The sequence below is a fragment of the Pseudomonas sp. Larv2_ips genome, assembly GCF_963879675.1.
Taxonomy (GTDB): domain Bacteria; phylum Pseudomonadota; class Gammaproteobacteria; order Pseudomonadales; family Pseudomonadaceae; genus Aquipseudomonas.
Window position 1 is genome coordinate 1,643,656 of the sequence record NZ_CAWOAW010000014.1, and the last position, 25,827, is coordinate 1,669,482.

Annotated in this window: 19 protein-coding genes and 1 pseudogene; 11 read left to right on the forward strand and 9 right to left on the reverse strand. The window is 61.6% G+C overall.

The features are described 5' to 3' along the window. Positions 1-6: 6 nt before the first annotated feature. The 3 genes from AACV02_RS14290 to AACV02_RS14300 form a co-directional block, all read right to left on the reverse strand. Positions 7-1,272 carry a NupC/NupG family nucleoside CNT transporter gene (locus tag AACV02_RS14290; RefSeq protein WP_119740483.1) on the reverse strand — a complete coding sequence of 422 codons (1,266 nt, stop codon included), beginning with the start codon at positions 1,270-1,272 and terminating at the stop codon, positions 7-9. Between the two features lie 54 nt (positions 1,273-1,326). Beyond that, complete coding sequence (locus AACV02_RS14295) at positions 1,327-1,725, reverse strand: cytidine deaminase (RefSeq protein WP_256587063.1); 399 nt, start codon at positions 1,723-1,725, stop codon at positions 1,327-1,329. A 314-nt stretch (positions 1,726-2,039) separates the two neighbouring features. After that, positions 2,040-2,945 carry a LysR family transcriptional regulator gene (locus tag AACV02_RS14300; RefSeq protein ID WP_106580361.1) on the reverse strand — a complete coding sequence of 302 codons (906 nt, stop codon included), beginning with the start codon at positions 2,943-2,945 and terminating at the stop codon, positions 2,040-2,042. A 150-nt stretch (positions 2,946-3,095) separates the two neighbouring features. On the opposite strand from AACV02_RS14300, the gene AACV02_RS14305 reads away from it, so the two are divergent. Beyond that, positions 3,096-3,293 (forward strand): tautomerase family protein, encoded by a 198-nt coding sequence (locus AACV02_RS14305; protein WP_164487938.1) that lies wholly within the window; start codon positions 3,096-3,098, stop codon positions 3,291-3,293. A gap of 50 nt (positions 3,294-3,343) precedes the next feature. Then, positions 3,344-3,694, forward strand: a pseudogene (locus AACV02_RS14310) (putative quinol monooxygenase); the annotation flags it as partial. On the opposite strand, the gene AACV02_RS14315 reads toward AACV02_RS14310, so the two are convergent. Together AACV02_RS14315 and AACV02_RS14320 are read right to left on the reverse strand one after the other, a co-directional pair. Continuing rightward, on the reverse strand, positions 3,687-5,006 hold the full coding sequence (locus tag AACV02_RS14315; RefSeq protein WP_119740492.1) for an LLM class flavin-dependent oxidoreductase: 1,320 nt from the start codon (positions 5,004-5,006) through the stop codon (positions 3,687-3,689). The pseudogene AACV02_RS14310 and the gene AACV02_RS14315 sit on opposite strands and share 8 nt — an antisense overlap. A gap of 23 nt (positions 5,007-5,029) precedes the next feature. Further along, positions 5,030-5,986 carry an ABC transporter substrate-binding protein gene (locus AACV02_RS14320; protein ID WP_106580365.1) on the reverse strand — a complete coding sequence of 319 codons (957 nt, stop codon included), beginning with the start codon at positions 5,984-5,986 and terminating at the stop codon, positions 5,030-5,032. Positions 5,987-6,303: 317 nt separating this feature from the next. On the opposite strand from AACV02_RS14320, the gene AACV02_RS14325 reads away from it, so the two are divergent. From AACV02_RS14325 to AACV02_RS14340, 4 genes are all read left to right on the forward strand, one after another. Next, positions 6,304-7,911 carry an efflux transporter outer membrane subunit gene (locus AACV02_RS14325; protein WP_256680506.1) on the forward strand — a complete coding sequence of 536 codons (1,608 nt, stop codon included), beginning with the start codon at positions 6,304-6,306 and terminating at the stop codon, positions 7,909-7,911. Positions 7,912-8,002: 91 nt separating this feature from the next. Then, entirely contained in the window at positions 8,003-9,115 is a 1,113-nt protein-coding gene (locus tag AACV02_RS14330; protein ID WP_177413700.1) for an efflux RND transporter periplasmic adaptor subunit, read from the forward strand. A 9-nt stretch (positions 9,116-9,124) separates the two neighbouring features. Continuing rightward, a complete protein-coding gene (locus AACV02_RS14335; protein WP_106580367.1) occupies positions 9,125-12,190 on the forward strand; it encodes an efflux RND transporter permease subunit in 3,066 nt (1,021 codons plus the stop codon). A 22-nt stretch (positions 12,191-12,212) separates the two neighbouring features. Further along, complete coding sequence (locus AACV02_RS14340) at positions 12,213-13,163, forward strand: LysR family transcriptional regulator (RefSeq protein WP_119740496.1); 951 nt, start codon at positions 12,213-12,215, stop codon at positions 13,161-13,163. A 180-nt stretch (positions 13,164-13,343) separates the two neighbouring features. On the opposite strand, the gene AACV02_RS14345 is transcribed toward AACV02_RS14340, so the two are convergent. Further along, positions 13,344-14,285, reverse strand: coding sequence for a cupin (locus tag AACV02_RS14345; RefSeq protein ID WP_119740498.1), 942 nt, complete (start codon positions 14,283-14,285; stop codon positions 13,344-13,346). Between the two features lie 279 nt (positions 14,286-14,564). On the opposite strand from AACV02_RS14345, the gene AACV02_RS14350 reads away from it, so the two are divergent. Then, on the forward strand, positions 14,565-15,434 hold the full coding sequence (locus AACV02_RS14350; RefSeq protein WP_106580370.1) for an isocitrate lyase/PEP mutase family protein: 870 nt from the start codon (positions 14,565-14,567) through the stop codon (positions 15,432-15,434). A gap of 45 nt (positions 15,435-15,479) precedes the next feature. Here AACV02_RS14350 and AACV02_RS14355 read toward each other — a convergent pair whose 3' ends face one another. Continuing rightward, a complete protein-coding gene (locus tag AACV02_RS14355; protein WP_119740500.1) occupies positions 15,480-18,098 on the reverse strand; it encodes a hypothetical protein in 2,619 nt (872 codons plus the stop codon). Positions 18,099-18,561: 463 nt separating this feature from the next. On the opposite strand from AACV02_RS14355, the gene AACV02_RS14360 reads away from it, so the two are divergent. After that, entirely contained in the window at positions 18,562-19,884 is a 1,323-nt protein-coding gene (locus AACV02_RS14360; RefSeq protein WP_119740502.1) for an OprD family porin, read from the forward strand. Here AACV02_RS14360 and AACV02_RS14365 read toward each other — a convergent pair. Continuing rightward, positions 19,871-20,362, reverse strand: coding sequence for a winged helix-turn-helix transcriptional regulator (locus AACV02_RS14365; RefSeq protein ID WP_119740505.1), 492 nt, complete (start codon positions 20,360-20,362; stop codon positions 19,871-19,873). The genes AACV02_RS14360 and AACV02_RS14365 overlap by 14 nt on opposite strands. A 107-nt stretch (positions 20,363-20,469) precedes the next feature. On the opposite strand from AACV02_RS14365, the gene fabF reads away from it, so the two are divergent. The 3 genes from fabF to AACV02_RS14380 all read left to right on the forward strand — a co-directional run bounded on the left by fabF (position 20,470) and on the right by AACV02_RS14380 (position 24,886). Then, positions 20,470-21,738, forward strand: a complete 1,269-nt coding sequence (fabF, locus tag AACV02_RS14370) for a beta-ketoacyl-ACP synthase II (RefSeq protein WP_106580374.1) — start codon at positions 20,470-20,472, stop codon at positions 21,736-21,738. A 71-nt stretch (positions 21,739-21,809) separates the two neighbouring features. After that, positions 21,810-22,190 (forward strand): RidA family protein, encoded by a 381-nt coding sequence (locus AACV02_RS14375; protein ID WP_119740507.1) that lies wholly within the window; start codon positions 21,810-21,812, stop codon positions 22,188-22,190. 716 nt (positions 22,191-22,906) lie between these two features. Next, complete coding sequence (locus AACV02_RS14380) at positions 22,907-24,886, forward strand: peptidase U32 family protein (protein ID WP_119740509.1); 1,980 nt, start codon at positions 22,907-22,909, stop codon at positions 24,884-24,886. Here AACV02_RS14380 and AACV02_RS14385 read toward each other — a convergent pair. Continuing rightward, the gene (locus AACV02_RS14385) at positions 24,864-25,769 is read right to left on the reverse strand and encodes a DMT family transporter (protein WP_119740511.1); all 906 of its coding nucleotides are present in this window, start codon (positions 25,767-25,769) and stop codon (positions 24,864-24,866) included. The two genes, AACV02_RS14380 and AACV02_RS14385, sit on opposite strands and share 23 nt — an antisense overlap. Positions 25,770-25,827 lie beyond the last annotated feature (58 nt).

A 25,827-nucleotide genomic window follows, 5' to 3' on the forward strand; every position in this document is an offset into this window, starting at 1 on the left:
TGCTCCTTACAGCGAAATGAAAAAGCCGACAATCGCCGCGCTCATCAGGTTAGAAAGCGTGCCGCCGATCATCGCCCGCAAGCCCAGCCGCGCGAGTTCCTCACGGCGTTGCGGGGCGATACCTGTGAGGCCGCCCAGTTGAATGGCAATCGAAGACAGATTGGCAAAGCCGCACAGGGCGAAGGTGACGATCACCTGGGTGTGCACGGACAACAGAGGCACGCCAGCTTCGGCGGCCTTGGCCGGTGTAAGGTAGTTAGCCAGGTCGGCGTAGGCGACAAACTCGTTGAGCACCAGTTTTTCGCCGATAAAACCGCCGGCCATGACCGCCTCATGCCATGGCACCCCGAGCAGAAAAGCGATGGGCGCCAGCACGTACCCAAGGACCAGTTGCAAGGTCAATTGCGGGTAGCCAAACCAGTTGCCCGCCCAGCCCAGAAGCCCGTTGAACAGCGCAATCAACGCGATAAATGCCAGCAGCATGGCGCCCACCGACAAGGCCAGGCGCAAGCCAACCTGGGCGCCATCGGCGGCGGCGTCGATGATATTGGTGGGGCGATTCTCGGCCTGGCCCAGCTCCTCGATCACCTGTTCGGTGCGGGCGGCTTCGGTTTCCGGCTCCATGAGTTTGGCCATCAACAGAGCGCCCGGTGCCGACATGAAGCACGCCGCGATCAGGTACTTGAGCTCCACGCCCAGCCCGGCATACCCCAGCAGCACCGAGCCGGCCACGGCGGCGAAACCACCGACCATCACCGCGAACAACTCAGAGCGCGTCAGCTTGGCAATGAAGGGCCGTACCACCAGCGGCACTTCCGACTGGCCGATGAAAATCGCCGAGGTCACCACCATCGACTCGATGCGACTGGTGCCCAGCAACAGGCGCAGGGCACCGCCCACCAGCCGAATGATCCAGCCCATCACACCGATGTAATACAGCACCGAGATAAAGCTGCCGAAGAACACGATCATCGGCAACACCCGGATGGCGAACACAAAACCACCACTGCCGAACACTTCAAACATGTGCGGCGAACTCAGGCCGCCGAACAGAAACTCGATGCCTTTGTTAGCGTAAAGCTGCAGCGAGGCCACCGCCCCTGAGAGCGAGGCGAGCACCGCCTGGCCCCACGGCACGTAAAGCGCAAATGCGCCGATCAAGACCTGGATCAAAAACGCCACCGAAACCGTGCGCCAGTTGATCGAGCGTCGTTGATGAGATAAAGCAATGGCAATGAGAATAAGCGTCGCTATTCCGACAAGACTGATCATGCAGGCGTCTCAACAATGGACCACGCGAATGCAGACCCGAAGGCCTGCCCAGGATTAGAAAGCGTCGAAGGCGCCCGGCAGCAATTGCTCCAGGGTCCAGGTGCGCGTGGCGGCCGGGTCACTGCCCTGACAGATCACCACCGCATCCTTGGCCATCAACTCCAGCATCACCTGGCGGCAGGCACCGCAAGGGCTTATCAGTGAAACGTTGGGTGCATAAACAGCCATGGCTTTGAAACTGCGCGGGGCATGACCCTGGCTGATGGCGCTGAACAAGGCGCTGCGCTCGGCACAGTTGGTCAGCCCGTAGGAGATATTTTCCACGTTGCAACCCTGCACCACCTCACCGTCGGCAGTCAGCAATGCCGCGCCCACGGGGAAATGGGAGTAAGGCGAGTACGTGCTCTGGGCGGCACGCTTTGCCTGTTCCATCAAACGCTCTTCAATTGTCATGCACAGGGTCATCCCATCTTATTGCGAGCACGTCCAGGGCGGTCGTGACGCTATTGTGGTGTTATTTAAATAACAATTGATGTGAATATTCAATCTTTTTCTGCGCCTGTGAACGCACGTTCATGATGCCCGCGCAATTGCAGCGCACCACCTATCGCCTGAGCGGTCGCTGATCGCCTCCTTGCACACCGCGCAGCACGCGGAAACTGCGCATGAGGTAATTGCGTTGGCAGGTTCAAGCACACCGATCTGAGCTGGCCGACCAGGCACGAATGAAGTAAGCCGGTCGAAAAGTCGATTGCGGTTTTATTCACCTACAACGGCCACTGCGCACACCGCTTGACCAGCTCATCCACCACGTACCTCACCTTCGGCCGCAAGTGCGATACCTTCGGCCACACGGCATGTACATCAACGGCTTCCGGCTCGTAGGTGTGCAGCACCTCAACCAGGCGCCCCGCGTCGATATCGTCCTGGAACAGGCTGCGCGGCATCTGGCACAGGCCAGTGCCGGCAACCGCCGCCAGAATCATGGCTTCGCCATCGCCAATCTGATGCGCGGCGGGAGGCGCGTACCACTGCGTACGCCCTGCCTGCATGACTCGCCAGGCCAAAGGCTGGCCACGTCGATGCCCGACAATGCAGCGGTGATGGCTCAGGTCTTCAAGGGTTTGAGGCATTCCAAACCGTGCCAGGTAACCGGGCGCGGCACAAATGGCCCAGCGTTGGCGCGTCAACCGCCGCGCTACCAGCCCACTGGTGTCCGGCAATTCGCCGAAGCGCACCAGCAAATCAATCCCCTCTTCGAACGGGTCCACCAAGTGGTCGGAAAACGTCAGGCTCAATTGCAGCGCGGGGTATTTATTGGCGATCTCGAACAGCAAGGGCGCAACCACGCGACGACCGAAAGCCACCGGCACATCGACACGCAAGCGCCCCGAAGGCTCACCCCCATTGGGGCCCAAGCCACTTTCGGCGGTGCCGATTTCTTCCAGTGCCGTAGAGCACGCCAGGTAGTAAGCCTCGCCATCGGCGGTGAGGGAAATTCGCCGCGTGGTGCGATGAAACAGCTGCGTGCCCAAGCGCTCTTCAAGCCGTGCGATGGCTTTGCCCACGGCAGATTTCGACAGGCCCAAGCGCTCCGCAGCCTGTGTGAAGCTGGCCGAACGCGCGGCGACGACAAAGGTGATAACACCCTGGAAGGAATCGATAGGGACCATGCCGCACTCGCTGATTGTAGAGTTTTAGTCTACCCAGACTATAGCCAGAGGCCGTTTATCGCCAGCTTGCTCAACAGTAGGATGGCCTCAGTCACATAGCGGTGCACATGGCGCACTGCTCCCAGACCAATCTCTCAAGAGGAATACGTCATGCCCGTCGTACGAGTGAGCTGGTTCGAAGGTAAAGAACACGCGCAGAAAGCCGCAGTTGCCGCCGACATCACCGAAAGCATCGTCAAACACACCGGTACTGATGCCAATTACATCTACGTCATTTTTGAAGACGTTGCGCCGTCCGATTGGGCCGGTGCCGGCAAACTCTTCGCAGGCGCCCCCGACAAGTCTTGAGCGCCTCCCACTCAACAGGCGCCGCCTGGCGCCCCTGACGGAAACCCAGCATGCACCCTTATATTTCCTGTTTGTTTACCCTTGAAGTACAGCCCGCAGCGTTCGCCGAATTCAAGGCGCTGATCGCCACCATCGTCACGGCCACCCGTGCCGAGCCCGGCACCCTGATTTACGAATACAGCGCAAATGAGGATACCCGCACCGTGCATATCCTCGAGCGCTACCACGCTGATGCCGTGGTCAGCCACGTCGACACCACGTTTGCACCGTTCGGCCAGCGCTTCCTGGAACTGTGCAGCATCACCAGCCTGGTGGTGTACGGCACGCCGGACGCCGAGATCCGCAAGCGCCTGGACCCATTCGGCGCGGTGTACATGACCCCGTTTGACGGCTTCAGCCGCCAAATCGCGGAATTCCCAGCCCCAAACTCTCGCGCAACGTCGTCCCCTCATACGCCGTGCGATACACCCCACGCGCCTGCAGCAACGGTATGACTTCCTGCGTAAACCGCGCGAACTGCTGCGGATGCCCAATATAGATATTGAACCCATCCACCGCCCGCGCCTGGAGCCACTCCTCCATCTTCCGTGCAACCGTGTCCGCCGTGCCCACAAACGCGCCCGGCCGCAGTTGGCGACCAAACTCCACTGCTTGGCGCAGCGTGAAACCTTTCTCCCGTGCCTGGTCGGCAATGCGCTTGGCATTGGTGAAAAAGCTGCTGCGCGCTGCTTCCAGGCTCTCTTGCGGAAACGGCGCATCGAGGTCGTATTGGCTGAAATCATGCCAGCCGAAATTGCGCCCGAACTCCTTCAGCGCCAGCTCGAAACTGTGATCGGCGTGATGGTAGTGCTGCTCGATTTCCCGAGCGTGCTCATCTGTGTCGCCCACATAGACCTCGGCGCCGGGCATGACCAGCAATTGCTCCGGGTCGCGCCCCCGTTGCGCCGCCCTGCCCTTTATATCGCGGTAAAACGCCTGGCCCTGTTCGATGCTGGCCGCGTGGGTGAAGATCACGTCCGCCGTGGCGGCGCCCAGGTCACGACCTTGCTCTGAGTCGCCAGCCTGGAAGATCACCGGCTGGCCTTGCGGCGAGCGTTGAATGTTCAGCGGGCCGACCACCGAAAAATGTTCGCCCTTGTGGTTCAGGCTGTGCAGTTTGCTCGGATCGAGGAACTGGCCGGTTGCACGGTCACGCACGAAGGCGTCTTCCTCGTAGGAGTGCCACAGGCCTTGCACCACGTGGACGTGCTCGGCGGCGCGGCTGTAGCGCGTGTCGTAATCGTAATGTTCGTCGCGGCTGTAATTGCCGGCGGTGCCGGCGTCGCCGCTGGTGACCACATTCCAGCCGGCGCGGCCTTTGCTGATCAGGTCGAGTGAGGCCAGGCGCCGGGCCACGTTGTAGGGCGAGTTGTAAGACGTGGTCAGCGTACCGACCAAGCCCAGATGCCGCGTGCTGACGGCCAGCGCAGAGAGCAGCGTCAGCGGTTCCAGGCGGTTCAGGTAGTGGGACGGCGAGCCCGGTGTGATGAATTGGCTGTCGACGATAAAGATCAGGTCGAACAGGGCCGCCTCGGCCTGGCGGGCAATGTCGATGTACCAGTCGACGTTGACGCTGGCGTCGGCCGGCAATTGCGGGTCGAGCCATAGATTGTGGCGGCCCGGCCCACCACACCCCATGGTCAGGGCGCCGAGTTTGAGCTGTCGTTGGGTCATGTCAGAAGAGTTCCTTGAAGCGTTCACGGCTGGGTTTGGGCGACGGCGGGTTGCAGCGAGGCCGAGAAGGAATCATCGAACAGGCTCGCTGCGGAGTAAGACTTGACCAGGCCTAGGCTCGCGAAGAAGTCCACGGTCTTTTGCGCCTCGACAGGCGACTGGGCCGTCAGGGGCTCGACCGTCGTGCGCGCTCGTGCAAACCAGGCGCGTGCGATGTCGGCGTCGGCGCGGGTGCGCTTGGCCCACGCATCGGCATACGCGTCAGCGTTGGCCGGGCTTTGGCGCGTCCAGTCACGGGCCTTTTTCAGGCGCTGGAGGAAGTCACTGATTTGCGCACGTTTGGCCTCGACAGCCTTGGCGTTGGCGGCGATGAAGCTCTGCGCCGGGATCAAGCCTTCAGCGGTTGCGAGTACCCGCGCCCCTTGGCGTTCCTGTTGTGTGACGTAGGGTTCCCAGGTGGCGATGACGTCAACCGAGCCACCTTCCAGCGCATGGGAAGCGTCGAGTGCGCTGAGGTAGCGCAGCTGGAGTGAGTCGCGCGGGACGCCGGCTTTGTCCAGCGCGGTAAGCAGCAATTGCTGGCTCCAGGAGCCCTTCCAGACCGCCGCACGTTTGCCGGCAAGGTCGGCCAGGCTGTGGATCGACGAATCCTTTCTGACCAGGATGGCCACACCGTCGAGGTTTTGCCGGCTGACGGCAATCACCTTGATCGGTGCACCCAATGCGCCCAGGAACAGCACCGGCGCGTCCCCCAGCAAGCCGATATCCAGGCTGTTGGCATTCAGCGCTTCGGCGACCGGCGAGCCTGCGGTGAATTGCTTCCATTCAAGCGTGTACGGCAGGTTTTCGAGCACGCCCGCCGCTTCCATCACGGCTTGCGCGTTGTAGCTTTGATCGCCCACCACCAGCGTTTGCGCGTTCGCGGTCAGGCACAGCAAGGTGGCGGCCAACCCGGCCGCCAGTGTTGTCAGGTAACGCACGTTCGTCTCCAGATGCCTGGTCAGGCATGCAAGTCGATCCGCGCGTGCGGTCTCGGCAGTGTCAGTAGGGGTTCATACGATGCCGTTATAAAGATCGCCTGTAAAATACTGATAACGCATAACCTAATTCACAAATAATGCAACTTAAGCATTTTCACGCCGCGCGCGTTGCGCCCGCACATTGCACAGTGCCCTGCGCCACCTACACTGGTGGAAACCCCGGCACCCCGCGGCCTTCTCAAGCCGCCCGGTCGGACGCAGCCGCACGCATTGCTCAACCATGACTGCCGTTGGCCAACTGATTAATCCGAGTAAATATGAAAGAGCAGCTTCGCCAGCGTGCACCCGCAGTGGTGCCAGTCCGCACCCCGTTTCGACATGCCTGTTTGCTGGCGCCGCTGAGCCTGCTGTGCCTCGCCCTCGCCGGCTGTACCGTGGGCCCCGACTTCGCACGGCCCGACGTACCGGCCAATGCCGGCTTTGCCAAGAACCCACTCACGACCACCGCCCAGGCGGACATTGACGCCGGTGGCGCGGCGCAGCGGCTGATCGCCGGGATGGATATTCCTGGGCAATGGTGGACGCTGTTCCGCTCGCCTTCACTCAATGCTCTGGTCGAAGAAGCCCTGCGCGCCAACCCGGACGTCAGCGCCGCGCAAGCGGCACTGCGCCAGGCCAGTGAGCTGGTGTATGCCGACCAGGCGTCGCTGTTTCCGTCGGTGAGCGCCAATGTGCAAAAAGCCCGCGAGAAAGTCTCCGGCGTGACCTCGGGCATCCCGGAGTCACCGATTCTCACAGTGAGTTCGGCGTCACTGAGCGTTTCCTATGCGCCGGACGTATTTGGCGGCACCCGCCGGCAAATCGAATCCACCACCGCGCAAGCCGAGTACGAGCGCTTTCAGCTGGAGGCAACTTACCTGACCCTGACCTCCAATGTGGTTAACACCGCGGTCAGCCTGGCGTCGTTGCGTGATCAGGTGGCCGCCACCGAAGAAATCATCACACTGCAGGGCGGTCAGCTCGACCTGCTGCAAGCTCAGCGCCGACTGGGCGCCATCGGCGATAGCGACGTGCTCACGCAGCAAACCGCACTGGCGCAAACCCGCGCGACCTTGCCGCCGCTGCAAAAGCAATTGGCACAGACCCGCAACCAATTGATGGCGTACCTGGGGCGCTTTCCAAACCAGGATCAAGGCGAACGCTTCAATCTGGCCTCGTTGCACCTGCCAGAAGCGCTGCCGGTCAGCCTGCCCTCGGCCATCGTCGGCCAGCGCCCGGATGTGCGTTCGGCGCAGGCGCAACTGCATCAAGCCAGCGCCAACATTGGCGTGGCCGTCGCCAATCAGTTGCCGCAATTCAGCATTACCGGGTCGTTGGGTTCCACGGTGGCAAGCGGCACCAAGCTGTTTTCGGCGGGCAGCGGTGTCTGGAGCCTGGCGGGTTCGATTACCCAGCCGATCTTTGACGCCGGCGCACTCGAGCATCGCAAACGTGCGGCCGTGGCTGCCTACGACGAGTCCGCCGCGCGCTATCGCGGCACGGTAATTACCGCCTTTCAGGATGTCGCCAACGCGCTGCGGGCGCTGGAAGCGGACGCCGATGCGCTGAATCAGCAGGTCGTGGCCGAACACTCCGCGCAAGCCAACCTTGACCTGGTGCAAGCCCAGTTCCGCCTAGGCGCGGTGGCGTATATCAACTTGCTCACGGCCCAGCAAACCTACCAAAACACCGTGCTCGCCCGCGTCAAAGCCCAGGCCGCCCGCTACAGCGACACCACGGCGCTGTTCCAGGCGCTGGGCGGCGGCTGGTGGAACCGCACGGATGTGAACCCCGCCACCCAGGGCACGCCGGACCGCTTCGGCCTGCCGTCGTGGCAAGAGATCATGCCGGCTCACAGTAAAGCCGCGCCCGACTTGAATCATTGAAACAGTGAGAACTCCCATGGCTGACGTTCAGACCGCCTCTACCCTGCCCCCAGAACCCGGCGTACCGCGCAAGCGTCGCCTGTGGCGGCCGATGCTGATCATGATCGTGGTGGTGCTGGTGATTGTCGCGATCATTGCCGGGGTGAAATTCGTGCAGATTTCGGCGCTGATTGCCCAATCCAAAGCGCCCTTGCCTGCCGCCGTGGTGACGGCGCTGCAGGTGCCGTTCAGTGACTGGCAACCGAGCGTTTCCGCCGTGGGCTCGATGAAGGCGGTGCGCGGAGTGGATGTAACCACGGAAGTCGGCGGCATCGTGCGCACCCTCGGCTTCACGCCCGGGCAAGAGGTGGCAGCCCAGGCACTGCTGGTGCAATTGAACGCCGACTCGGACATCGCCCAATTGCATTCCCTGGAGGCAACCGCGGACCTGGCCGGTATCGTGCTCAAGCGCGACAAGGCGCAACTGGCGGTCAACGCCATTTCCCAAGCCCAGGTGGACACCGACACCGCCGACCTCAAGGCCAAACTCGCCGCCGCCGAACAACAGCGCGCGCTGGTGGCGAAAAAAACCATTCGCGCCCCCTTTGCCGGGCGCATCGGCATCACCAGCGTCAACCCCGGCCAATACCTCAACCCCGGCGACAAGATCGCCACGTTGCAGACCTTTGATCCTATCTACATCGATTTTTCGGTGCCGCAGACCCAACTGGAGGCCATTGCCATCGGCCAGGTGGTTTCGGTGACGGCTGACGGCCTGTCAAAGCAGACCTTCACCGGGCGAATCAGCACCATCGACACCCAGTTCGACTCAACCACGCGCAACGTCACCGTCGAGGCGACCGTCGAGAACCCCAAGCAAAGCCTGGTGCCCGGGATGTTTGCCCGTGCGGTGGTCAACTCGGGGACCACCCAGCGCTACCTCACCGTGCCGCAGACGTCAGTGACCTACAACCCTTACGGCACCACGGTGTTCATTGCCACGTCGAGCAAAAACGACAAGGGCGATGAGGTACTCACCGCGCAACAAACCTTCATCAAGACCGGGCCGACCCGCGGTGATCAGGTCGCGATCCTGTCGGGCGTGAAGGAAGGCGATCTGCTGATCACCAGCGGCCAGATGAAGCTCAAGAACGGCTCGCCGGTGAAGGTCGATAACAGTGCCGCGCCGCTGAACGATCCGGCACCAACTCCCCAAGAACATTAAAGGTGTCCCATGAAGCTTACCGATACCTTTATTCAGCGACCGGTGTGGGCAGTGGTGGTTTCGCTGTTCATTCTGATCCTGGGGCTGCGCTCGATCTTCGAGTTGCCGGTGAACCAATGGCCGCGCACCGAAAACACGGTGGTCACCATTACCACCGCCTACTACGGCGCGGATGCGTCCACAGTCGCCGGTTTTATCACCCAGCCGCTGGAGTCGGCCATCGCCCAAGCCCAGGGCATCGATTATTTGTCCTCGACCAGCATCACCGGTGTCTCCACCATTACCGCGACCTTGCGGCTGAACTACGACGCCAGCAAGGCCCTCACCGAGATCAATACCCAGGTCAATTCGGTAAAGAACCAGCTGCCCGCGCAGTCCCAGGAACCGGTACTCACCATTGCCGTCGGGCAGACCACCGACGCCATGTACCTGGGGTTCTACAGCGACACGCTGCCCACCAACAACATCACCGACTACCTGGTGCGGGTGGTCAAGCCCAAACTGGATTCGATCCAGGGCGTGCAAACCGCAGAGATTCTCGGCGGGCGCCAGTTCGCCCTGCGCGCCTGGCTGGACCCCGACAAGCTGGCCGCGCATAACGTCACGGCGCAGGACGTCTCCACGGCCCTGGCCAACAACAACTACTTGTCTGCCGTGGGCTCGACGCGCGGGCAAACGGTCACGGTCGACCTCACGGCCGGCACCGATCTGCACACGGTGGATGAATTCAAACGACTGGTGATCAAGCAGAAAGGCGATGCCTTGGTGTACCTGGAGGACGTGGCCACCGTCACCCTTGGCGCTGAAAGCTACGACAGCAGCGTGGCGTTTTCCGGCAAGCGCTCGGTGTTCATCGGCATCAAGGCGGCGCCGACCGCGAATATTCTGACCGTCGCCGACAGCGTGCGTGAGGCCTTCCCCGAGCTGCAATCGCAACTGCCCACGGGCGTGCGCGGCGAGATCGTGTACGACTCAACGGAGTTCATCAATACCTCGATTTACGAGGTGGTGAAGACCCTGGTCGAGGCGATGATCATTGTCTCGGTGGTCATCTACCTGTTCCTCGGGTCGTTCCGCGCGGTGATCGTGCCGCTGGTGGCGATCCCGCTGTCGCTGGTCGGCACCTTCTTCATCATGTACCTGCTGGGGTACTCGATTAACCTGCTGACCCTGCTCGCGCTGGTTCTGGCCATTGGCCTGGTGGTGGACGACGCGATCATCGTGGTGGAAAACGTCGACCGGCATATCAAGGAAGAAGGCAAAGGCGTGCTGGAGGCCGCGCTGATCGCGGCGCGGGAACTGGGTGGCCCGATCGTCGCGATGACCGTGGTGTTGATCGCCGCGTACGTGCCCATCGGCCTGCGCAGCGGCCTCACCGGTGCGCTGTTCAAGGAGTTCTGTTTCTCGCTGGCGGGCGCCGTGACCGTGTCGGCCGTGGTGGCGCTGACCCTCTCGCCAATGATGACGTCCAAGCTGTTCAAGTCCGGGCAGGAAGAAGGTCGTTTTGCACGTAAGCTCGACCAGTATTTTGACTGGCTGCGCGGGCGTTACCACCGCGTGCTGTCTGGCGGGCTGAACATATGGCCGGTGCTGGTGACCTTTGGGTTTGTGCTGTTCCTGCTGGTGGCCGCCAGTGGCATGACCGCCAAAAGTGAACTGTCGCCCACCGAAGACCAGGGGCTGGTGTTCATGCAGATCAAAGGCCCGCCGACGGCCTCGCCGCAGCAGATGGAGCGCATCGCCGACCAGGCCTTCCAGATCGCCAGTAAAGAGACGGAATACGCGCAGATGTTCCAGCTGACCGGGCTGCCCATCCTCAATCAAGGCCTGGGCGGTGTGCTGCTGAAAACCTGGGGGGATCGCACGCGCTCGCAGGCCCAGCTGATACTCGACCTGCAGCAGAAGTGGAATCAGGTGCCGGGCGCTACCATCGCGGCCTTTCCGCTGCCGTCGCTGCCGGGCGCCCAGGGCTTGCCGGTGCAGTTTGTGATCACCACCACCGACTCCGTGGAAAACCTCAATGAGGTCGCGCAGGCCGTGATGGCCGAGGCGCAGAAACAGCAGTTGTTCTGGTTTGCCGACATGGACTTGAAACTCGACAAGCCGCAAGCCCGGCTGGTGGTGGACCGGGAGAAGATCGCCGCATTGGGCCTGACTCAGGCCGACGTCGGCGCGGCGCTGTCGGCGGCGTTGGGCGGTAACTACGTGAACTACTTCTCAACCGCCGGCCGCTCCTACAAAGTCATTCCCCAAGTGCTGCAGGTCAACCGCCTCAACCCAGAGCAGATCCTCGATTACTACATTCGCACCCCGTCCGGCTCGATGATCCAGGCACGCACCGTCGCGCATATCGAAACCTCGACGCAGCCCGAATCGATCAACCACTTCCAGCAACTCAACTCGGCCACCCTGTCAGGCGTCAGCGGCGTGGCTCAAGGTGAGCTGCTGGCCAAACTCAACACGATCCTGACCAACGTGGCGCCCTCGGGTTACACCTCGGACTTTGCCGGCGAGTCGCGCCAATTCATCCAGGAGTCTGGTGGGTTCTTTGGTTTGCTGATGTTCTCGATTCTGATCGTCTACCTCGCCCTGGCCTTCCAGTTCGAGAGCTTTCGCGACCCGGTGGTGATCCTGTTCTCGGTGCCGCCCGCCCTGTTTGGCGCGCTGGCCTTCATCACCATGGGCTACGCGTCGATCAACGTGTACACCCAGGTGGGCCTGGTGACGCTGCTGGGGTTGATCACCAAGCATGGGATTCTGATCGTGCAGTTCGCCAACGAACTGCAACGCGCAGGTCACAGCAAGCGCGAAGCCATAGAAGAGGCCGCCGGCGTGCGTCTGCGCCCGATCCTGATGACCACGGCCGCGATGGTGCTGGGCGTGGTGCCGCTGGTGTGGGCCTCTGGCGCCGGTGCTGCGGGGCGGCACGACATGGGGCTGGTGATCTTCGCCGGGTTGTCGATTGGTACGCTGTTGACGTTGTTCATGGTGCCGGCGATGTATATGTTTATTGGGGAAACGCACCATCAGCAAACACCGCAGACACTCCCAGGCTCAGACTTGAGGACAACATAAACCCAAGCCCGGCAGGTCACACTTGGATTATTTCACCGCGCTGACCGCCTTCGTCGAAGCTGCCGAAGGCAACAACTTCTCGCGCGCCGCCGAGCGGCTCGGCATCAAGGCGTCAACCGTTTCTCGCTACGTGAAGGACCTTGAACAGGACTTGGGCATCGCCCTGTTCAACCGCTCGACGCGCACGCTGCACCTGACCGAGGGTGGCCGGACGTTTCTGCTGCATGCGCGCAGGGTGCTGGATGAGCTTGAACAGGCCAAGGCGGCGACGTCGGCGCTGAACCAGGAGCCTCGTGGGCTGCTCAAGCTCAATTTGCCGCCAGCGTTTGCCCGTCACCATATCCTTCCCCTGTTGAATACATTTGTGGCTCGTTACCCGCAGATCAAGCTGGAACTGGTATTGGATAACGCCCAAGTCAACCTGATTCATACCGGCGTTGACCTGGCGATTCGCATTGGCGCGCTGGCTGATTCCACGCTCAAGGCGCGCAAGATCTGCGCGGGCAACTACCTGCTGGTGGCCAGCCCGGGCTTTTGCGCTGCGCACCCTGCCCCTTCAACGCCGGCCGAGCTGGCCCGCCTGCCGGCGGTACTGAGTCAGCATGATTTTGCGTTTGCATCTTCTGATGAAGTGGTGCCGCTGGTCCCTCACGACTGTATCCGTATCAACGATCTCGATGCGCAGCTGATCGCGGCGCGCCAGGGCCTGGGGTTTGCCCTGTTACCCGACTGGTTGGTGGCTACCAGTATCGAAGCGGGAGCGTTACAGGTATGGCTGCCAGAATGGAACATCCTCGGTGCCGAGCAGGCGTTTTCTGTGTGGTTCGTTTATCCACCCAAGAAGATCGTGTCGTCCAAGGTCAGGTGCTTTATCGACTTCATCGTTGAGCAGTTGGGTGAAACGCCTGATTGGAAGCGCCAGGGCTGTCCGTGCCCAAGCGGGCCGCCAGCCGACCTAAAGGGTGGGTGTTAAACTCGGTCAAATTGTGGGAGCGGGCTTGCTCGCGAATGCGGTGTGTCAGCACGCTCATTGTTAACTGAACGACCGCATTCGCGAGCAAGCCCGCTCCCACATTAAGGTCTCATCACATCAGCCGATGCCGTGTGGCTGTGCGTTTGCCTCTACCACTCAGAAAGAAACGACCTCTCCCCATCAGCTAAAGCGAATATCCAGCGCGCGCAAGTAGGTTTGCAAGCCAGCATCCTGGATAGGGATCAGGAATGCTTCCTGGTCGGACTCATTGAAGTGCGCGTGCCAGTACCCCGGCGGGGTCACGAACGCCAAACCCGGCGACCAGTCGACGCGTACCGGGTTGCGAATCTGCCCATCGGCGTCCAGTTCGGTGCCCACCAGCGAGTAACAGCCCGTGGGGCAGTCGATGATGAAATCCAGTGCAATCGATTGGTGCCGGTGCGGCTTCTGGATCGAGCCGGGCGGCAGTATGCCGTACATGGCCCACAGCACATGCGTGACGGTTCGGGTCTGTGGAAAGTTGCGGTTACCCAGCAGGATGCTGATACGGCTGCGGTCCTGGGCACGCGGATCATCGGCCGCTTCACGCAGCTTCAGGTTGGCCAGTGCGGCCGGATACAGCGTCGGCGCGAAACGGTCGGTGCTGCGCGTAACCCCCAGGTAGCGCAACAGCGGCTCATCGTGCACGTAGTACAGGCGCGCATCCTGCGAGGCGCGGAACCGGGCTGCCAGCAAGCCGGGCAGCGCGATAAAACAACCGGCCGACCATTCGATCTGGTGTTCGCCCTGGCTGACGCTGCCCTCTCCGGCGATCACATAAAACACTTGGGAGGTGGCATTGGGGTGCAGCTCCACGGTGTCATCGGCGTTCAGGCGGATGAAATTGGCACACAACCCGGGCCCGGTCGCCGGACCCTCACAGCCCAGCGCAGCGCTGAGGTCCAGCGCGACCACCCGCGACGGGCCGCTGTCATACAGCGAGGCCGGGAAACTGTGGTAGGGAATTCGGGTAATCAGGTTGGCGCTGATCGGGTTGGCTGCCTTGCTGTATTCAAAATACTCGGCATCGACTTGTTCGGGCGGAGTAGCAACGGCCAGGTCGGGCTTGAATTCGCTGTTCATGGTTCACCTCAGTCTTGGGCTGGTTTGAAACAACTATAGGCATTACGCCCATCGCGATTAAGCACTCGGTTGGCACAGCAGTTGTGCAAGATGGGGTGGCTATGCTCCTGAATGGTGCGACAGGCCTGTCCATCGCCAAAGCGTGAACCGATGATCCATGTGTCAGGCATCTATCTCATGCTCAAACGTCATAATCCCGCGTTCGTCTGCGTGGTAATCTGGCGCCACCATGAATAGACATTGATCGTCACTTGACGATGACCAGAGCCAGGAAAGAACATGCCAAAGATTTCTCACTCAGCACTGCGCCGCAACTTCCGTGAACTGCTTGCCAAACACATCTGCGTTGAAACCGCCTCCGTCTTTGACCCCATGTCTGCGCGCATCGCCGCCGACCTGGGTTTCGAAGTCGGTATCCTCGGCGGTTCAGTCGCATCGTTGCAGGTCCTCGCGGCACCCGATTTTGCGTTGATCACACTGAGTGAGTTCGTCGAGCAGGCCACCCGCATTGGCCGTGTGGCCCAACTGCCGTTCATCGCCGACGCCGACCACGGTTACGGCAATGCCCTGAACGTAATGCGCACCGTCGAAGAGCTTGAGCGCGCCGGGGTTGCGGCACTGACGATTGAAGACACGTTGTTGCCCGCGCAGTTCGGGCGTAAATCCACCGACCTGATTTCGGTTGAGGAAGGCATCGGCAAGGTCAAGGCCGCGCTTGAAGCGCGGGTCGATCCAGAGCTGTCTATCGTCGCCCGCACCAACGCTGGCGTGTTGCCGACCGAAGACGTCATCGCCCGCACCAAAGCTTATGAAAAAGCCGGCGCCGACGGCATCTGCATGGTGGGCGTCAAAGACTTCGACCACCTTGAGAAGATCGCAGAAAACCTCAGCGTGCCGTTGATGCTGGTGACTTACGGCAACCCGCAGCTCAATGACAGCGAACGCCTCGCCGCGCTGGGTGTGCGCATTGTGGTGGCCGGCCACGGCGCCTACTTTGCGTCGATCAAGGCGACTTACGACAGCCTGCGTGCGCAACGCAAGTTGACCAGCAGCACTTCGAACCTCAGCGCGACTGAACTGACGCATACCTACACGCTGCCGGAAAGCTACGTGGCGTGGGCGGAAGAATTCATGGACGTGAAAGAGTAAGCCTCAGCCAATCGGCGGCCAGTTCCGACTGGCCGCCGACCGCGGTCAGTAGTTGGCGTTGGGATTACCCACGTCCACGTAGCCATTTTTGGGCGCAATGATCACCTCCAATGGCGGCGGCGTAACGCCAAAGTCATCAAGCTGATCCTTGAGCCCGGTGTACCACTCTTCCTGCTGTTTCTTGCGCGCATTGTCGGCCTTGATGTCGGCAATGATCGCGTAAATCAAGCCACCGACCGCCGCGATGCCGCCCACGGCACCCGCCAAGGCGCCGGCCGCGCCGCCAATCACGCCTGCGGCTTCTGCAACGCCGGCCGCCACCGTGGTTATGCGCGGCACCACGTAGGTGGCGACCTCCACCATGCCGGCCACGGCCGACAGGCCATTAAGCCCCGCGAAGGTGCCCTGGAACCCGGCGCCGACCTTGTCGCCGCTCTGGGCCGAGTTTTTCGCGGAAATGGCCCCGGTGACCAAGCCCAGTACGTTACCCGCCACGCCGCCCAGGCTCTTGCCGACGTTTTCCACGTCCTTCACGTACTTGGGCGCGTCGAACTTGTACGTGCCCTGCTGGGTGCGATCGAACTGGTCCTGGACAAACTTGGCGCCACCTTCAAGGAACAGTCCGGCCGCCTGAAACGACTGCCCGACTGTTTGCGCGGTGCTGCCGCCCTTGCCGCTGGCGATGCGCGTGCCGATGGCGCCTGCCAACAACACGCCGGACACGCCATGCATCACCCCGGCCTTGTACGCCGCGCTGACCCCGGCCGGCAGCTTGCCGCCCCAGGTGCTTTGGACTTTTTTGATCGCATCGTCGAACTTGGCGCCGCCGCGCATGGCGTCGTCCACGGCCCGAATGCCACTGATGATATCGGCGGTTTTCGGTGGGGCCTCGCCAGGTGGCGTGAATGCAGCGATGTTGTCGTTGATCACTTGCTCAAGGCGCGGGTCATTGGCGCCGGTAACGCCCAGGCCGCGGTAGAAGTCGTCAATCGACTGGCCTTTAAGCAGGTCTTCGCGCCCCAGCTTGGCGGCGACGTCGTTGAAGCTCGAACTGCCCGCCTGCACGGTCTTGTCGTCCAGTACGGCGTCAAAGATTGCCTTGTTCACACCGGACTGAATCACCGCCTTGTCTGCCGGCACGCCGCTGGCGATCAAGTCGTTGATCTGCTTGCCGCAGGTGATCTCTGCGTACTCGGCGTTGACCTTGTCCTTGATGGCTTGCGGGGCGTTTTCCAGGGCTTTCTTGTAGTCCGGCTGTTTGCCCAGGGCCTGGGCATAGAAGTCCGGGTACTTGATAAAACTCGACAGCGCATCGGTGGTGCTCGCGCCCTTGGCGGCAAACGCGCTTTGCAGCGCGTCGCAACTCGATGAAGCGTCCAGGCGCCGCTCCATCTCGGCTTTCAAGGCTGGGTCGGCGGCGACCATTTTCTGCAGCTGTTCGGTGCCCTGGGTGTTGAGGAACTGCTGCACGTCCGGGTCTTTACTGAGCGTGTCGATGCGCCCTTGCACATCCTTGATAAAGTCTTCGCGTTGCTGGCCCGGTGAGGGGCCGTCGCCGGACCACTCATTGGCCGCATCCGGCCCCTGGTGCGCAAACGCATCGGCACCCGCCTTGTAGTTGGCCAGGCCCGTGGACAGCTGGATGATCGCTGCGGTCTTGTCCGCACCGCTGGCGCTGCTGTTACCTGTGACGAAATAGTCAGCCCCTACTTTGGAGGCGTCACCACCGGCCGCCTTGACGGCGTCTTCGGTGGCCTTGGCATTCAAGTCCTTGATCTGGTCATCCGCGCTGTTGCCGTCCAGGCCCTTGAGGTTGTCGTAGCCGTATTTGCCGAAGTCCTGCAGGCGCCCCGCTTCCGTGCCGTGGCGTGCTTCGCCATCCTTGGTGAAGCCGTCGATGCGGCCATTGCCCACGTTGCCGGCGTCGATGTGCTTGCCTGTCTCGTCGTAGTTCTCGACATAGTTGAGCACCTGCGCGGCACGCCAGGCCGCGTCGGCGTCGTGTTCAACGTCGCCGACACGTTCGCGCAGAGCGTCCTTGACCCCGCTCTGGTTGCCGAGGTTTTTCAGCAACGGGTTGTCTTCAATGATTTGCTCGGCACTGCGGTTGTCGCCCATCGGCCGGCCTTCACCCGGCAACGGCAGATGGTTGGACGGCGCATCGCCCTTGGGCGGCGTGCTGGGTGGGCTATGCGGCAGCTCGCCTTTGAGGGTCTCCCAGCCGTACTTGCCGAAATCCTGCAGGCGCCCGGCTTCAGTGCCGTGGCGGGCGTCACCGCCTTTGGTAAAGCCGTCGACCTTGCCGTTGCCGGCCTCATTGAGTTCTGGCCGCTTGACGGCAGGCTTGCCGTTTTCGTCGAGTTTTTCGATGTGCTCCAGCACCCGGCTCGCGCGGTAAGCGGCGTCCGGATCATGCTCAAAGTCGCCAACGCGTTCGCGCAATGTGTCTTTCACGCCACTCTGGTTGCCGAGATTCTTGAGCAGCGGGTTGTCGTCGATGATCTGCTGCGCAGTGCGAAAGTCACCTTGGGGCCGCTTTGTATCGGGGCCCAGACTGTTGTCGTCGGGCTGATTGCCTAGCGCTTTCGACACCGCTTTATTCCAGTTGGGGTTGTCGCCCGCGTTGGGGGTGCTATCAACCTGACGAAGCTGATTGACTTGCATGGCCTGTCTCCTGATCTGGCATGGGAGAAGGATTATTAGAGGGCAAGTGCAACAGTCTTGTTACATGGGCGAATTTGAATCAAGCGCAATCATATAGCCACCACTGAACGGCGGCGGCGTACATAAACTTTTAGATAACTAAGCATTAAAAAATCCGCCGCAGAGCCTGCGGCGGCAAACCAAAGGTTTTTGTCGAAGCAGAGCGGCTAAGACCCTATTAACGCTACACCCGCTGGTGATTAAAAGACGTGAAGTTTAATTAATCGAGTTTAATCCGCCACGCCGCTGCAGGCCGCGAAAAATATGATAAAAATCGGCTTCGGCAACCACGCCGAGCACAATAAAAAACGTCACTACGCTCACCTGAAAACATCTGCCCATAACACTGTATGCGTCCTAAAAATTGCGATGTTTCTGCGCGCGCGTTATTTATTCCGGGGAAGTAAACACCATGATCAAACCCATGATTAGACAGTGCAGCCTGCTCACACTGGCAGTGTGCGCGAGTGTCAGCCAAGTGGCCTTTGCCGAGTCCGTCACCGACCAGGCCGATTCCAAGGGTTTTATTGACGGCAGCAGCATCACGGGCCTGTTGCGCAACTATTATTTCGACCGCGACCGCCAAAGTGGCAAGGCAGACAACCGCGACTGGGACCAAGGCGCAATGCTCAACTACGCCTCGGGCTTTACCCAAGGCACGATTGGTTTTGGCGTGGACGCCTACGCCTATGGCGCGATGAAACTCGACGCCACCCACGCGGATGCTGGCACCGGTGACCTGCCAACCGACCGTCATGGCGACCCGGAAAATGGCTATGGCTCGGTTGGCGCCGCGGTGAAAATCAAGGTCTCCAAAACCCAACTGAAGTTCGGTGACATGCAACCCACGGCGCCGGTCTTTGCTACCGGCGGCACGCGAATTCTGCCGCAGACCGCCACCGGGTTTGACCTGACCAGCAGCGAAATCGCCGGGCTGGACCTCGAAGCCGGGCATTTCACCAGCACCAACAGCGGCATGACCAGCAACCATGACCACGATATCTATGCCACCTACGCCAACGTCGCGGCCAACAGTGCGAGCTTCGTCGGCGGCAAATACACCTTTACGCCATCGCTGAGCGCAACCCTGTACGCCGGTGAGCTGGAAGATATCTGGCGCCAGTACTACACCAACCTCAACTACGTGTTGCCGTTGGGCCATGACCAGTCGCTGGCGCTGGACGCCAACCTGTACCGCACGCTCGACACCGGCAGCGCCAAGGCCGGGGCAATCAACAACACCACGTATTCGGTGGCGGCGGCCTACTCGTTCCTGGCGGCCCACACGCTGACGCTGTCGTTCCAGAAGGTGCACGGCGACACGCCGTTCGACTACATCGGCACCGGCAACAACGGCGCGGGTGAAGGCGGCGATTCGGTATTCCTGGCCAACTCGATTCAGTGGGGCGACTTCAACGGCCCGGGCGAGCAGTCCTGGGGCGTTCGTTATGACCTGAACATGGCCGGCTACGGCGTGCCGGGCTTGAGCTTCATGACCCGCTACGTCAACGGCTCCGACATCAACGGCACGCACACGCCGGCCAACAGCGCCTACGTCGGCGACTACGGTGCCGATGGCGACCACCACGAGACGGATGTCGAGGCCAAATACGTGCTGCAAAGCGGCCCGGCGAAGAACCTGTCGCTGCGCGTGCGCGATGCGATGGTTTCGTCAAACGCGGATCAGCGCGACGGCAAATTGAACGAGCTGCGGGTGATCGTCGACTACCCGTTCACTCTGCTGTAACCACCCCAGGCTCCAACCGTTGGCGCATGCCTGCGCTGGCGGCTGGACCGGCCTGCACCACGCACGCATCCAACGGCACGAGTGTGCCTTGGGCCGTCACCATCATCGGTTGCACCGGCTGGCCCGTCTCGCGCTCAACCACCTCGACACTGGCGCCCTCTTCGGCAAAATGCCGATTGCCCCACGCCACCAGTGCCATTAGCACCATGCGCAAATCCTCGCCCTTGGCCGTCGGCACGTATTCATACCGTGGCGGCCGCTCGCTGTAGGCGCGGCGCTCAAGCATCCCGGCGTCCACCAGGCCATTCAAGCGGCGCGTCAACATGTTCGGCGCGATGCCCAGGCTGCGTGAAAACTCATCGAAGCGACGCAAGCCATGCAATGCATCGCGCATGATCAACATGCTCCACCACTCCCCTATCCGTTCAAGGCTGCGGGCGATCGGGCATTCGTCGCTGACAAGAGACTTGCGTTGCATAAGGGTTCCCAGGTGCCGGTACAAAGTTGTGTGACGCCATGTTACTTTCATCATGATAGTGACGTCCATAGGGTCTGTACCCTCAACGCAACCGGAGTCAATTGATCATGAGTAAACGTATCGTCGTGACAGGCATGGGCGCACTGACGCCGCTGGGCGCCAGCGTGGAATCCACCTGGCAACGCCTGTTGAACGGGCAGTCGGGCATACGCCGTCTGCCTGAGGAATTGATCGGTGACCTCGCCATCAGCATCGGTGGCCAGGTGCAAAGCGTGCTGCAAGACCCTGAGGCCGGGTTTGACCCTGATCGGCTGCTGGCCGCCAAGGAACAGCGCAAGATGGACCGCTTTATCCTGTTCGCCCTGGCGGCAGCCGATGAAGCCCTCAAGCAAGCCGGCTGGGCGCCTCAAACGCCGCAGGCACAGGAACGCACGGCGACCATCATTGCCTCTGGCGTCGGCGGTTTTCCGGCGATTGCCGATGCCGTGCGCACCACCGACAGCAAAGGCCCGCGACGTTTGTCGCCCTTCACCATTCCGTCCTTTCTGAGCAACATGGCGGCCGGGCATGTGTCGATCAACTATGGTTTGAAAGGCCCGCTGGGCGCGCCGGTAACCGCCTGCGCAGCCGGTGTGCAAGCGATTGGGGACGCGGCGCGGATGATCCGTGCCGGGGAAATCGATGTGGCGGTGTGTGGCGGTGCGGAAGCGGCGATTCACCGGGTCAGCCTGGCCGGTTTTGCGGCGGCGCGGGCGTTATCCAGCGACTTCAATGACACGCCAGAACGGGCGTCGCGGCCTTTCGATCAGGCACGTGACGGCTTCGTGATGGGCGAAGGGGCCGGCATCCTGGTCATCGAAGAACTGGAGCATGCCCTGGCACGCGGCGCGCAGCCCATCGCCGAACTGGTGGGTTATGGCACCAGTGCCGATGCCTACCACATGACGGCCGGGCCGGAAGACGGTGATGGCGCGCGGCGGGCGATGACTCAGGCACTGCGTCAGGCAGGCATCGAGGCAGCCCAGGTGCAGTACTTGAACGCCCATGCAACCTCGACGCCGGTGGGTGACAAAGGCGAACTGGCAGCCATCAAGACCGTGTTCGGCGCCGAGGGCGGCCCGGCCATCAGCTCAACCAAATCTGCTACCGGCCACTTATTGGGCGCTGCAGGCGGCATCGAAGCGATCTTCAGCGTGCTCGCCCTGCGCGACCAGGTCGCCCCGGTGACGCTGAACCTGGACAACCCGGACGCGCTGGCCGATGGCCTGGACATGGTGCGCGGTGAAGCGCGGCACATGCCGATTGAATATGCGCTGTCCAATGGCTTCGGTTTTGGTGGCGTGAATGCCAGCGTGCTGTTCCGCCGCTGGGCGTAACCCTCGGTTTGCCCCTGCCGTGATTTTCGGGGACCATGTGCGCCTTCTGCTACAGCCAACCAGAGGCGCCCATGGCCAACCACGACCTGAGCTACACCCCCGATCCGGATGCCGACTCGATTTCCTCCGACGTCGTCGGCTTCAACGGCATCCTGGTCTCCACCCAGATCCCGACCCGCGCCGATGGCAGCCTCGAACTCGGCGACGTCACCCAGCAAAGCGAATGCACCCTGCAAGCGCTGAAAGTCGCGCTGGAAAAAGCCGGCAGTTCCATGGACCGAGTGATGCACCTGACCATCTACCTCACCGACATGGCTGATCGCGCCGCGTTCAATGAGGTCTACAAACGCTTTTTCGCCAAGCCGTGGCCAGTTCGCGCCGCCGTAGGCGTGGCCGCACTGGCCGTTGAAGGCATGCGCGTGGAAGTCACCGCGATGGCGGCCAAGGCCTGAGTTATCGCTGGCAATACCCATCAAGGGTTGGCGCGATAGCGTCAGATAGACCGAGGTGTCTGCATCGCAGGCAAGCCAGCTACCACAGAAAAGCCAAGCAGTGCAGTGATGGCGGTCTGTACTCGGTCAAACTGTGGGAGCGGGCTTGCTCGCGAAGGCGTTGGGTCAGTCAGCTCATGTGTAGCTGACACACCGCATTCGCGAGCAAGCCCGCTCCCACATTTGGATCGCAGTGCATCAGATAGAAGCGCGTCGCTGTGCTGTTGATCCGCTTTTGCTTCAACCACTCAGGTCGGCTACCAGGCCGCCGTGCTCTGCTTTTGATCTTGCTTTTGACTTTGATCTGACAGGCCCCGTCAACCACGCTGGCCGAACGCAGGTTTGAATCCGTGGGTAACCCGGCAGGACGCCGGGTTAGCCGTGTTGGGCCATGGATGGCCCGTCACGGCGGCCCACGGATTCAAGCCTGCGTGAGGGCACACCGAGCCCAAGCGAGGCACCGAGTGGTGGGGCAAAGACCTTTTGGTTACTTTTGGGGCGTTTGCCAAAAGTGACCCGCTGTAAGAGCGGAACCCTAAGTGGCCGTGACCGCAGCAACGGATATGCCCCCAATCCACCTCCCCCCATTCGCCCAGACAGCCCTGCGGTAGGTGCCCACCCGGCATTTCACAGCTACAATGCCCGCCTCAACCGTGACAAGCCTGACTAAAAAAACTATGTCCTTGCCCAAGCATCACCTGGAATTGCTCAGCCCGGCCCGCGATGTCGCCATCGCGCGCGAGGCTATCTTGCATGGCGCCGACGCCATCTACATTGGTGGACCAAGCTTCGGCGCACGCCACAACGCGTGTAACGAGGTGAGCGACATCGCTCAACTGGTCGAATTCGCCCGCCGTTACCACGCCCGCGTATTCACCACCATCAACACCATCCTGCACGACAACGAACTGGAACCCGCGCGCAAGCTGATCCATCAGCTGTACGACGCCGGCGTCGATGCGCTGATCGTGCAAGACCTGGGCGTGATGGAGCTGGATATTCCGCCCATCGAGCTGCACGCCAGCACCCAGACCGACATCCGCACCCTGGGCCGCGCCAAGTTTCTCGATCAGGCCGGTTTCTCGCAGTTGGTGTTGGCCCGCGAGCTGAACCTGCAGGAAATCCGCGCAATCGCCGATGAAACCGATGCCGCCATCGAGTTCTTCATCCACGGCGCCCTGTGCGTGGCGTTCTCCGGGCAATGCAATATCTCCCACGCGCAAAATGGCCGCAGCGCCAACCGTGGCGATTGCTCCCAGGCCTGCCGCCTGCCGTACACCTTGAAAGATGACCAGGGCCGCGTGGTGGCCTTTGAAAAACACCTGCTGTCGATGAAAGACAACAACCAGAGCGCCAACATCCGCGCCTTGGTTGAAGCCGGTGTGCGTTCGTTCAAGATCGAAGGCCGCTACAAGGACATGGGGTATGTGAAAAACATCACCGCCTATTACCGCCAACGCCTCGACGACGTCCTCGAAGACCGCCCTGACCTGGCGCGCGCTTCCAGCGGCCGTACTGCGCATTTCTTCCTGCCCGACCCGGAAAAAACCTTCCACCGGGGCAGCACCGACTACTTCGTCACCGACCGCAAGATCGACATCGGTGCCTTCGACACGCCCACCTTCACCGGCCTGCCGGTGGGTGTGGTGGAAAAAGCCGGCAAGCGTGACTTGCAGGTAGTCACCCATGAGCCGCTCTCCAACGGCGACGGCCTGAATGTGCTGATCAAGCGCGAAGTCGTGGGTTTTCGCGCCAACATCGCCGAACCCAAAGGCGAGTTCGAAGAAGACGGTGAGAAACGCTACCGCTACCGCGTCGAGCCAAATGAAATGCCGGCCGGCCTGCACCCGTTGCGCCCCAACCATCCGCTGAACCGCAACCTCGACCACAACTGGCAACAAGCCCTGCTCAAGACTTCGGCCGAGCGCCGTATTGGCCTGCAGTGGGTCGCGCGCCTGCGTGAAGACCAGTTGGACGTGACCGCGACCAGCGAAGAAGGCATCAGCGCCAGCGTCACCCTGCCCGGCCCGTTCGGCGTGGCCAACAAGCCGGAACAGGCGCTCGACACCCTGCGCGACCTGCTTGGCCAACTCGGCACCACCGAGTACCACGCCACGCACATCGAGCTGGATGCGCCGCAGGCATTCTTCATCCCCAACTCGCAGCTCAAGGCCTTGCGCCGTGAGGTGATCGAGGCGCTGACCGCCGCCCGCGTTGCCGCTCACCCACGGGGGGCACGCAAGGCTGAGACGTCGCCGCCGCCGGTGTACCCGGAAGCGCACCTGTCGTTCCTGGCCAACGTCTACAACCAGAAAGCCCGGGACTTCTACCACCGTCACGGCGTGAAGCTGATCGACGCCGCCTTTGAAGCCCACGAAGAAACTGGCGAAGTGCCGGTGATGATCACCAAGCACTGCCTGCGGTTCTCGTTCAACCTGTGCCCTAAACAGGCCAAGGGCGTGACGGGGGTGAAGACCAAAGTGGCGCCAATGCAACTGATCCACGGTGATGAAGTGCTGACCCTGAAGTTCGACTGCAAACCGTGCGAGATGCACGTGGTGGGCAAGATCAAGGGCCATATCCTTGGCTTGCCGCAGCCGGGCAGCGGCGTGGGCCATTTCAACCCGGAAAACATCATCTTTCAGGGCACGCACTAACCCTTGGGGAGCGGGGCCACCACCAGCCCCGCTGCAACCCCGCTGCCGCCAGCAGAATCGCAACGACCCCCAGCCATTGCAGCCAACCCAGGCGATGCCCAAAGGCGAACCAATCGACGAAGATCGCCGCAATCGGGTAGATGAACGACAGCGCCCCGGTAATGGCGGTCGGCAGTTTCTGGATCGCCCCGTACAGCAACACATACATCAAACCGGTGTGCACCATGCCCAGCGTGACCAGCGCAGCCCAGGCCTGGGTCGCGGCAGGCAAGCTGTGCCAGGGCACCAACGGCGCCAGCAAAAGTGCGCCGGTGATCACCTGGATCAACGCCATCAAGTGGGGCGGAACGTCCTTCAAGCGCTTGATGATCAACGCGGCAATCGCGTACAAAAACGCTGCGCCCAACGCCAGGGCAATACCGGTCAGATAATCCCCGCCAGCGCTTTGCTGTTCGCCATGGGCGGTGACAATCGCCAACATGCCGAGGAACGCCACGCTCAACCAGGCGAGCTTCTGTACGGTGATCTTCTCACCCAGCAACAGCGCCGCCAGCATCACCAACATGAACGGCTGCACGTTGTACACCGCCGTGCTGATGGCAATCGATGCACGTGAATAGGATTCGAACAACAGCAACCAGTTGCCAACGATGGCCACACCGCTGAGCATCGCCAGGCCGAGCTTGGCCCGGGTCAGCAGGTCTCGCCGCAAGTAACCCAGCCACGCACACACCAGCAACAGCGTCAGTGCGCCAATCACGCAGCGCCAGAACACCACTTCGATCACCGACACGCCAGACACCAGCACAAACCAACCGATGGTGCCCGAAATCAGCATGGCGGCGACCATTTCCCACGACCCGCGACGAATAGATGTGTCCACGATGGCGCTCCTCAAGTGAGGCTCAATTATGGCAATCTGCCGGTCAGCGCCTCCAGCG

Coding starts and splice junctions, on each gene's coding strand:
- AACV02_RS14335 (WP_106580367.1), top strand. CDS start 9,125: ATGAAGCTTACCGATACCTTTATTCAGCGACCGGTGTGGGCAGTGGTG.
- AACV02_RS14345 (WP_119740498.1), bottom strand. CDS start 14,285: ATGAACAGCGAATTCAAGCCCGACCTGGCCGTTGCTACTCCGCCCGAA.
- AACV02_RS14380 (WP_119740509.1), top strand. CDS start 22,907: ATGTCCTTGCCCAAGCATCACCTGGAATTGCTCAGCCCGGCCCGCGAT.
- AACV02_RS14315 (WP_119740492.1), bottom strand. CDS start 5,006: ATGACCCAACGACAGCTCAAACTCGGCGCCCTGACCATGGGGTGTGGT.
- AACV02_RS14355 (WP_119740500.1), bottom strand. CDS start 18,098: ATGCAAGTCAATCAGCTTCGTCAGGTTGATAGCACCCCCAACGCGGGC.
- AACV02_RS14305 (WP_164487938.1), top strand. CDS start 3,096: ATGCCCGTCGTACGAGTGAGCTGGTTCGAAGGTAAAGAACACGCGCAG.
- AACV02_RS14330 (WP_177413700.1), top strand. CDS start 8,003: ATGCTGATCATGATCGTGGTGGTGCTGGTGATTGTCGCGATCATTGCC.
- AACV02_RS14350 (WP_106580370.1), top strand. CDS start 14,565: ATGCCAAAGATTTCTCACTCAGCACTGCGCCGCAACTTCCGTGAACTG.
- AACV02_RS14290 (WP_119740483.1), bottom strand. CDS start 1,272: ATGATCAGTCTTGTCGGAATAGCGACGCTTATTCTCATTGCCATTGCT.
- AACV02_RS14365 (WP_119740505.1), bottom strand. CDS start 20,362: ATGCAACGCAAGTCTCTTGTCAGCGACGAATGCCCGATCGCCCGCAGC.
- AACV02_RS14375 (WP_119740507.1), top strand. CDS start 21,810: ATGGCCAACCACGACCTGAGCTACACCCCCGATCCGGATGCCGACTCG.
- fabF (WP_106580374.1), top strand. CDS start 20,470: ATGAGTAAACGTATCGTCGTGACAGGCATGGGCGCACTGACGCCGCTG.
- AACV02_RS14300 (WP_106580361.1), bottom strand. CDS start 2,945: ATGGTCCCTATCGATTCCTTCCAGGGTGTTATCACCTTTGTCGTCGCC.
- AACV02_RS14360 (WP_119740502.1), top strand. CDS start 18,562: ATGATTAGACAGTGCAGCCTGCTCACACTGGCAGTGTGCGCGAGTGTC.
- AACV02_RS14325 (WP_256680506.1), top strand. CDS start 6,304: ATGAAAGAGCAGCTTCGCCAGCGTGCACCCGCAGTGGTGCCAGTCCGC.
- AACV02_RS14295 (WP_256587063.1), bottom strand. CDS start 1,725: ATGACAATTGAAGAGCGTTTGATGGAACAGGCAAAGCGTGCCGCCCAG.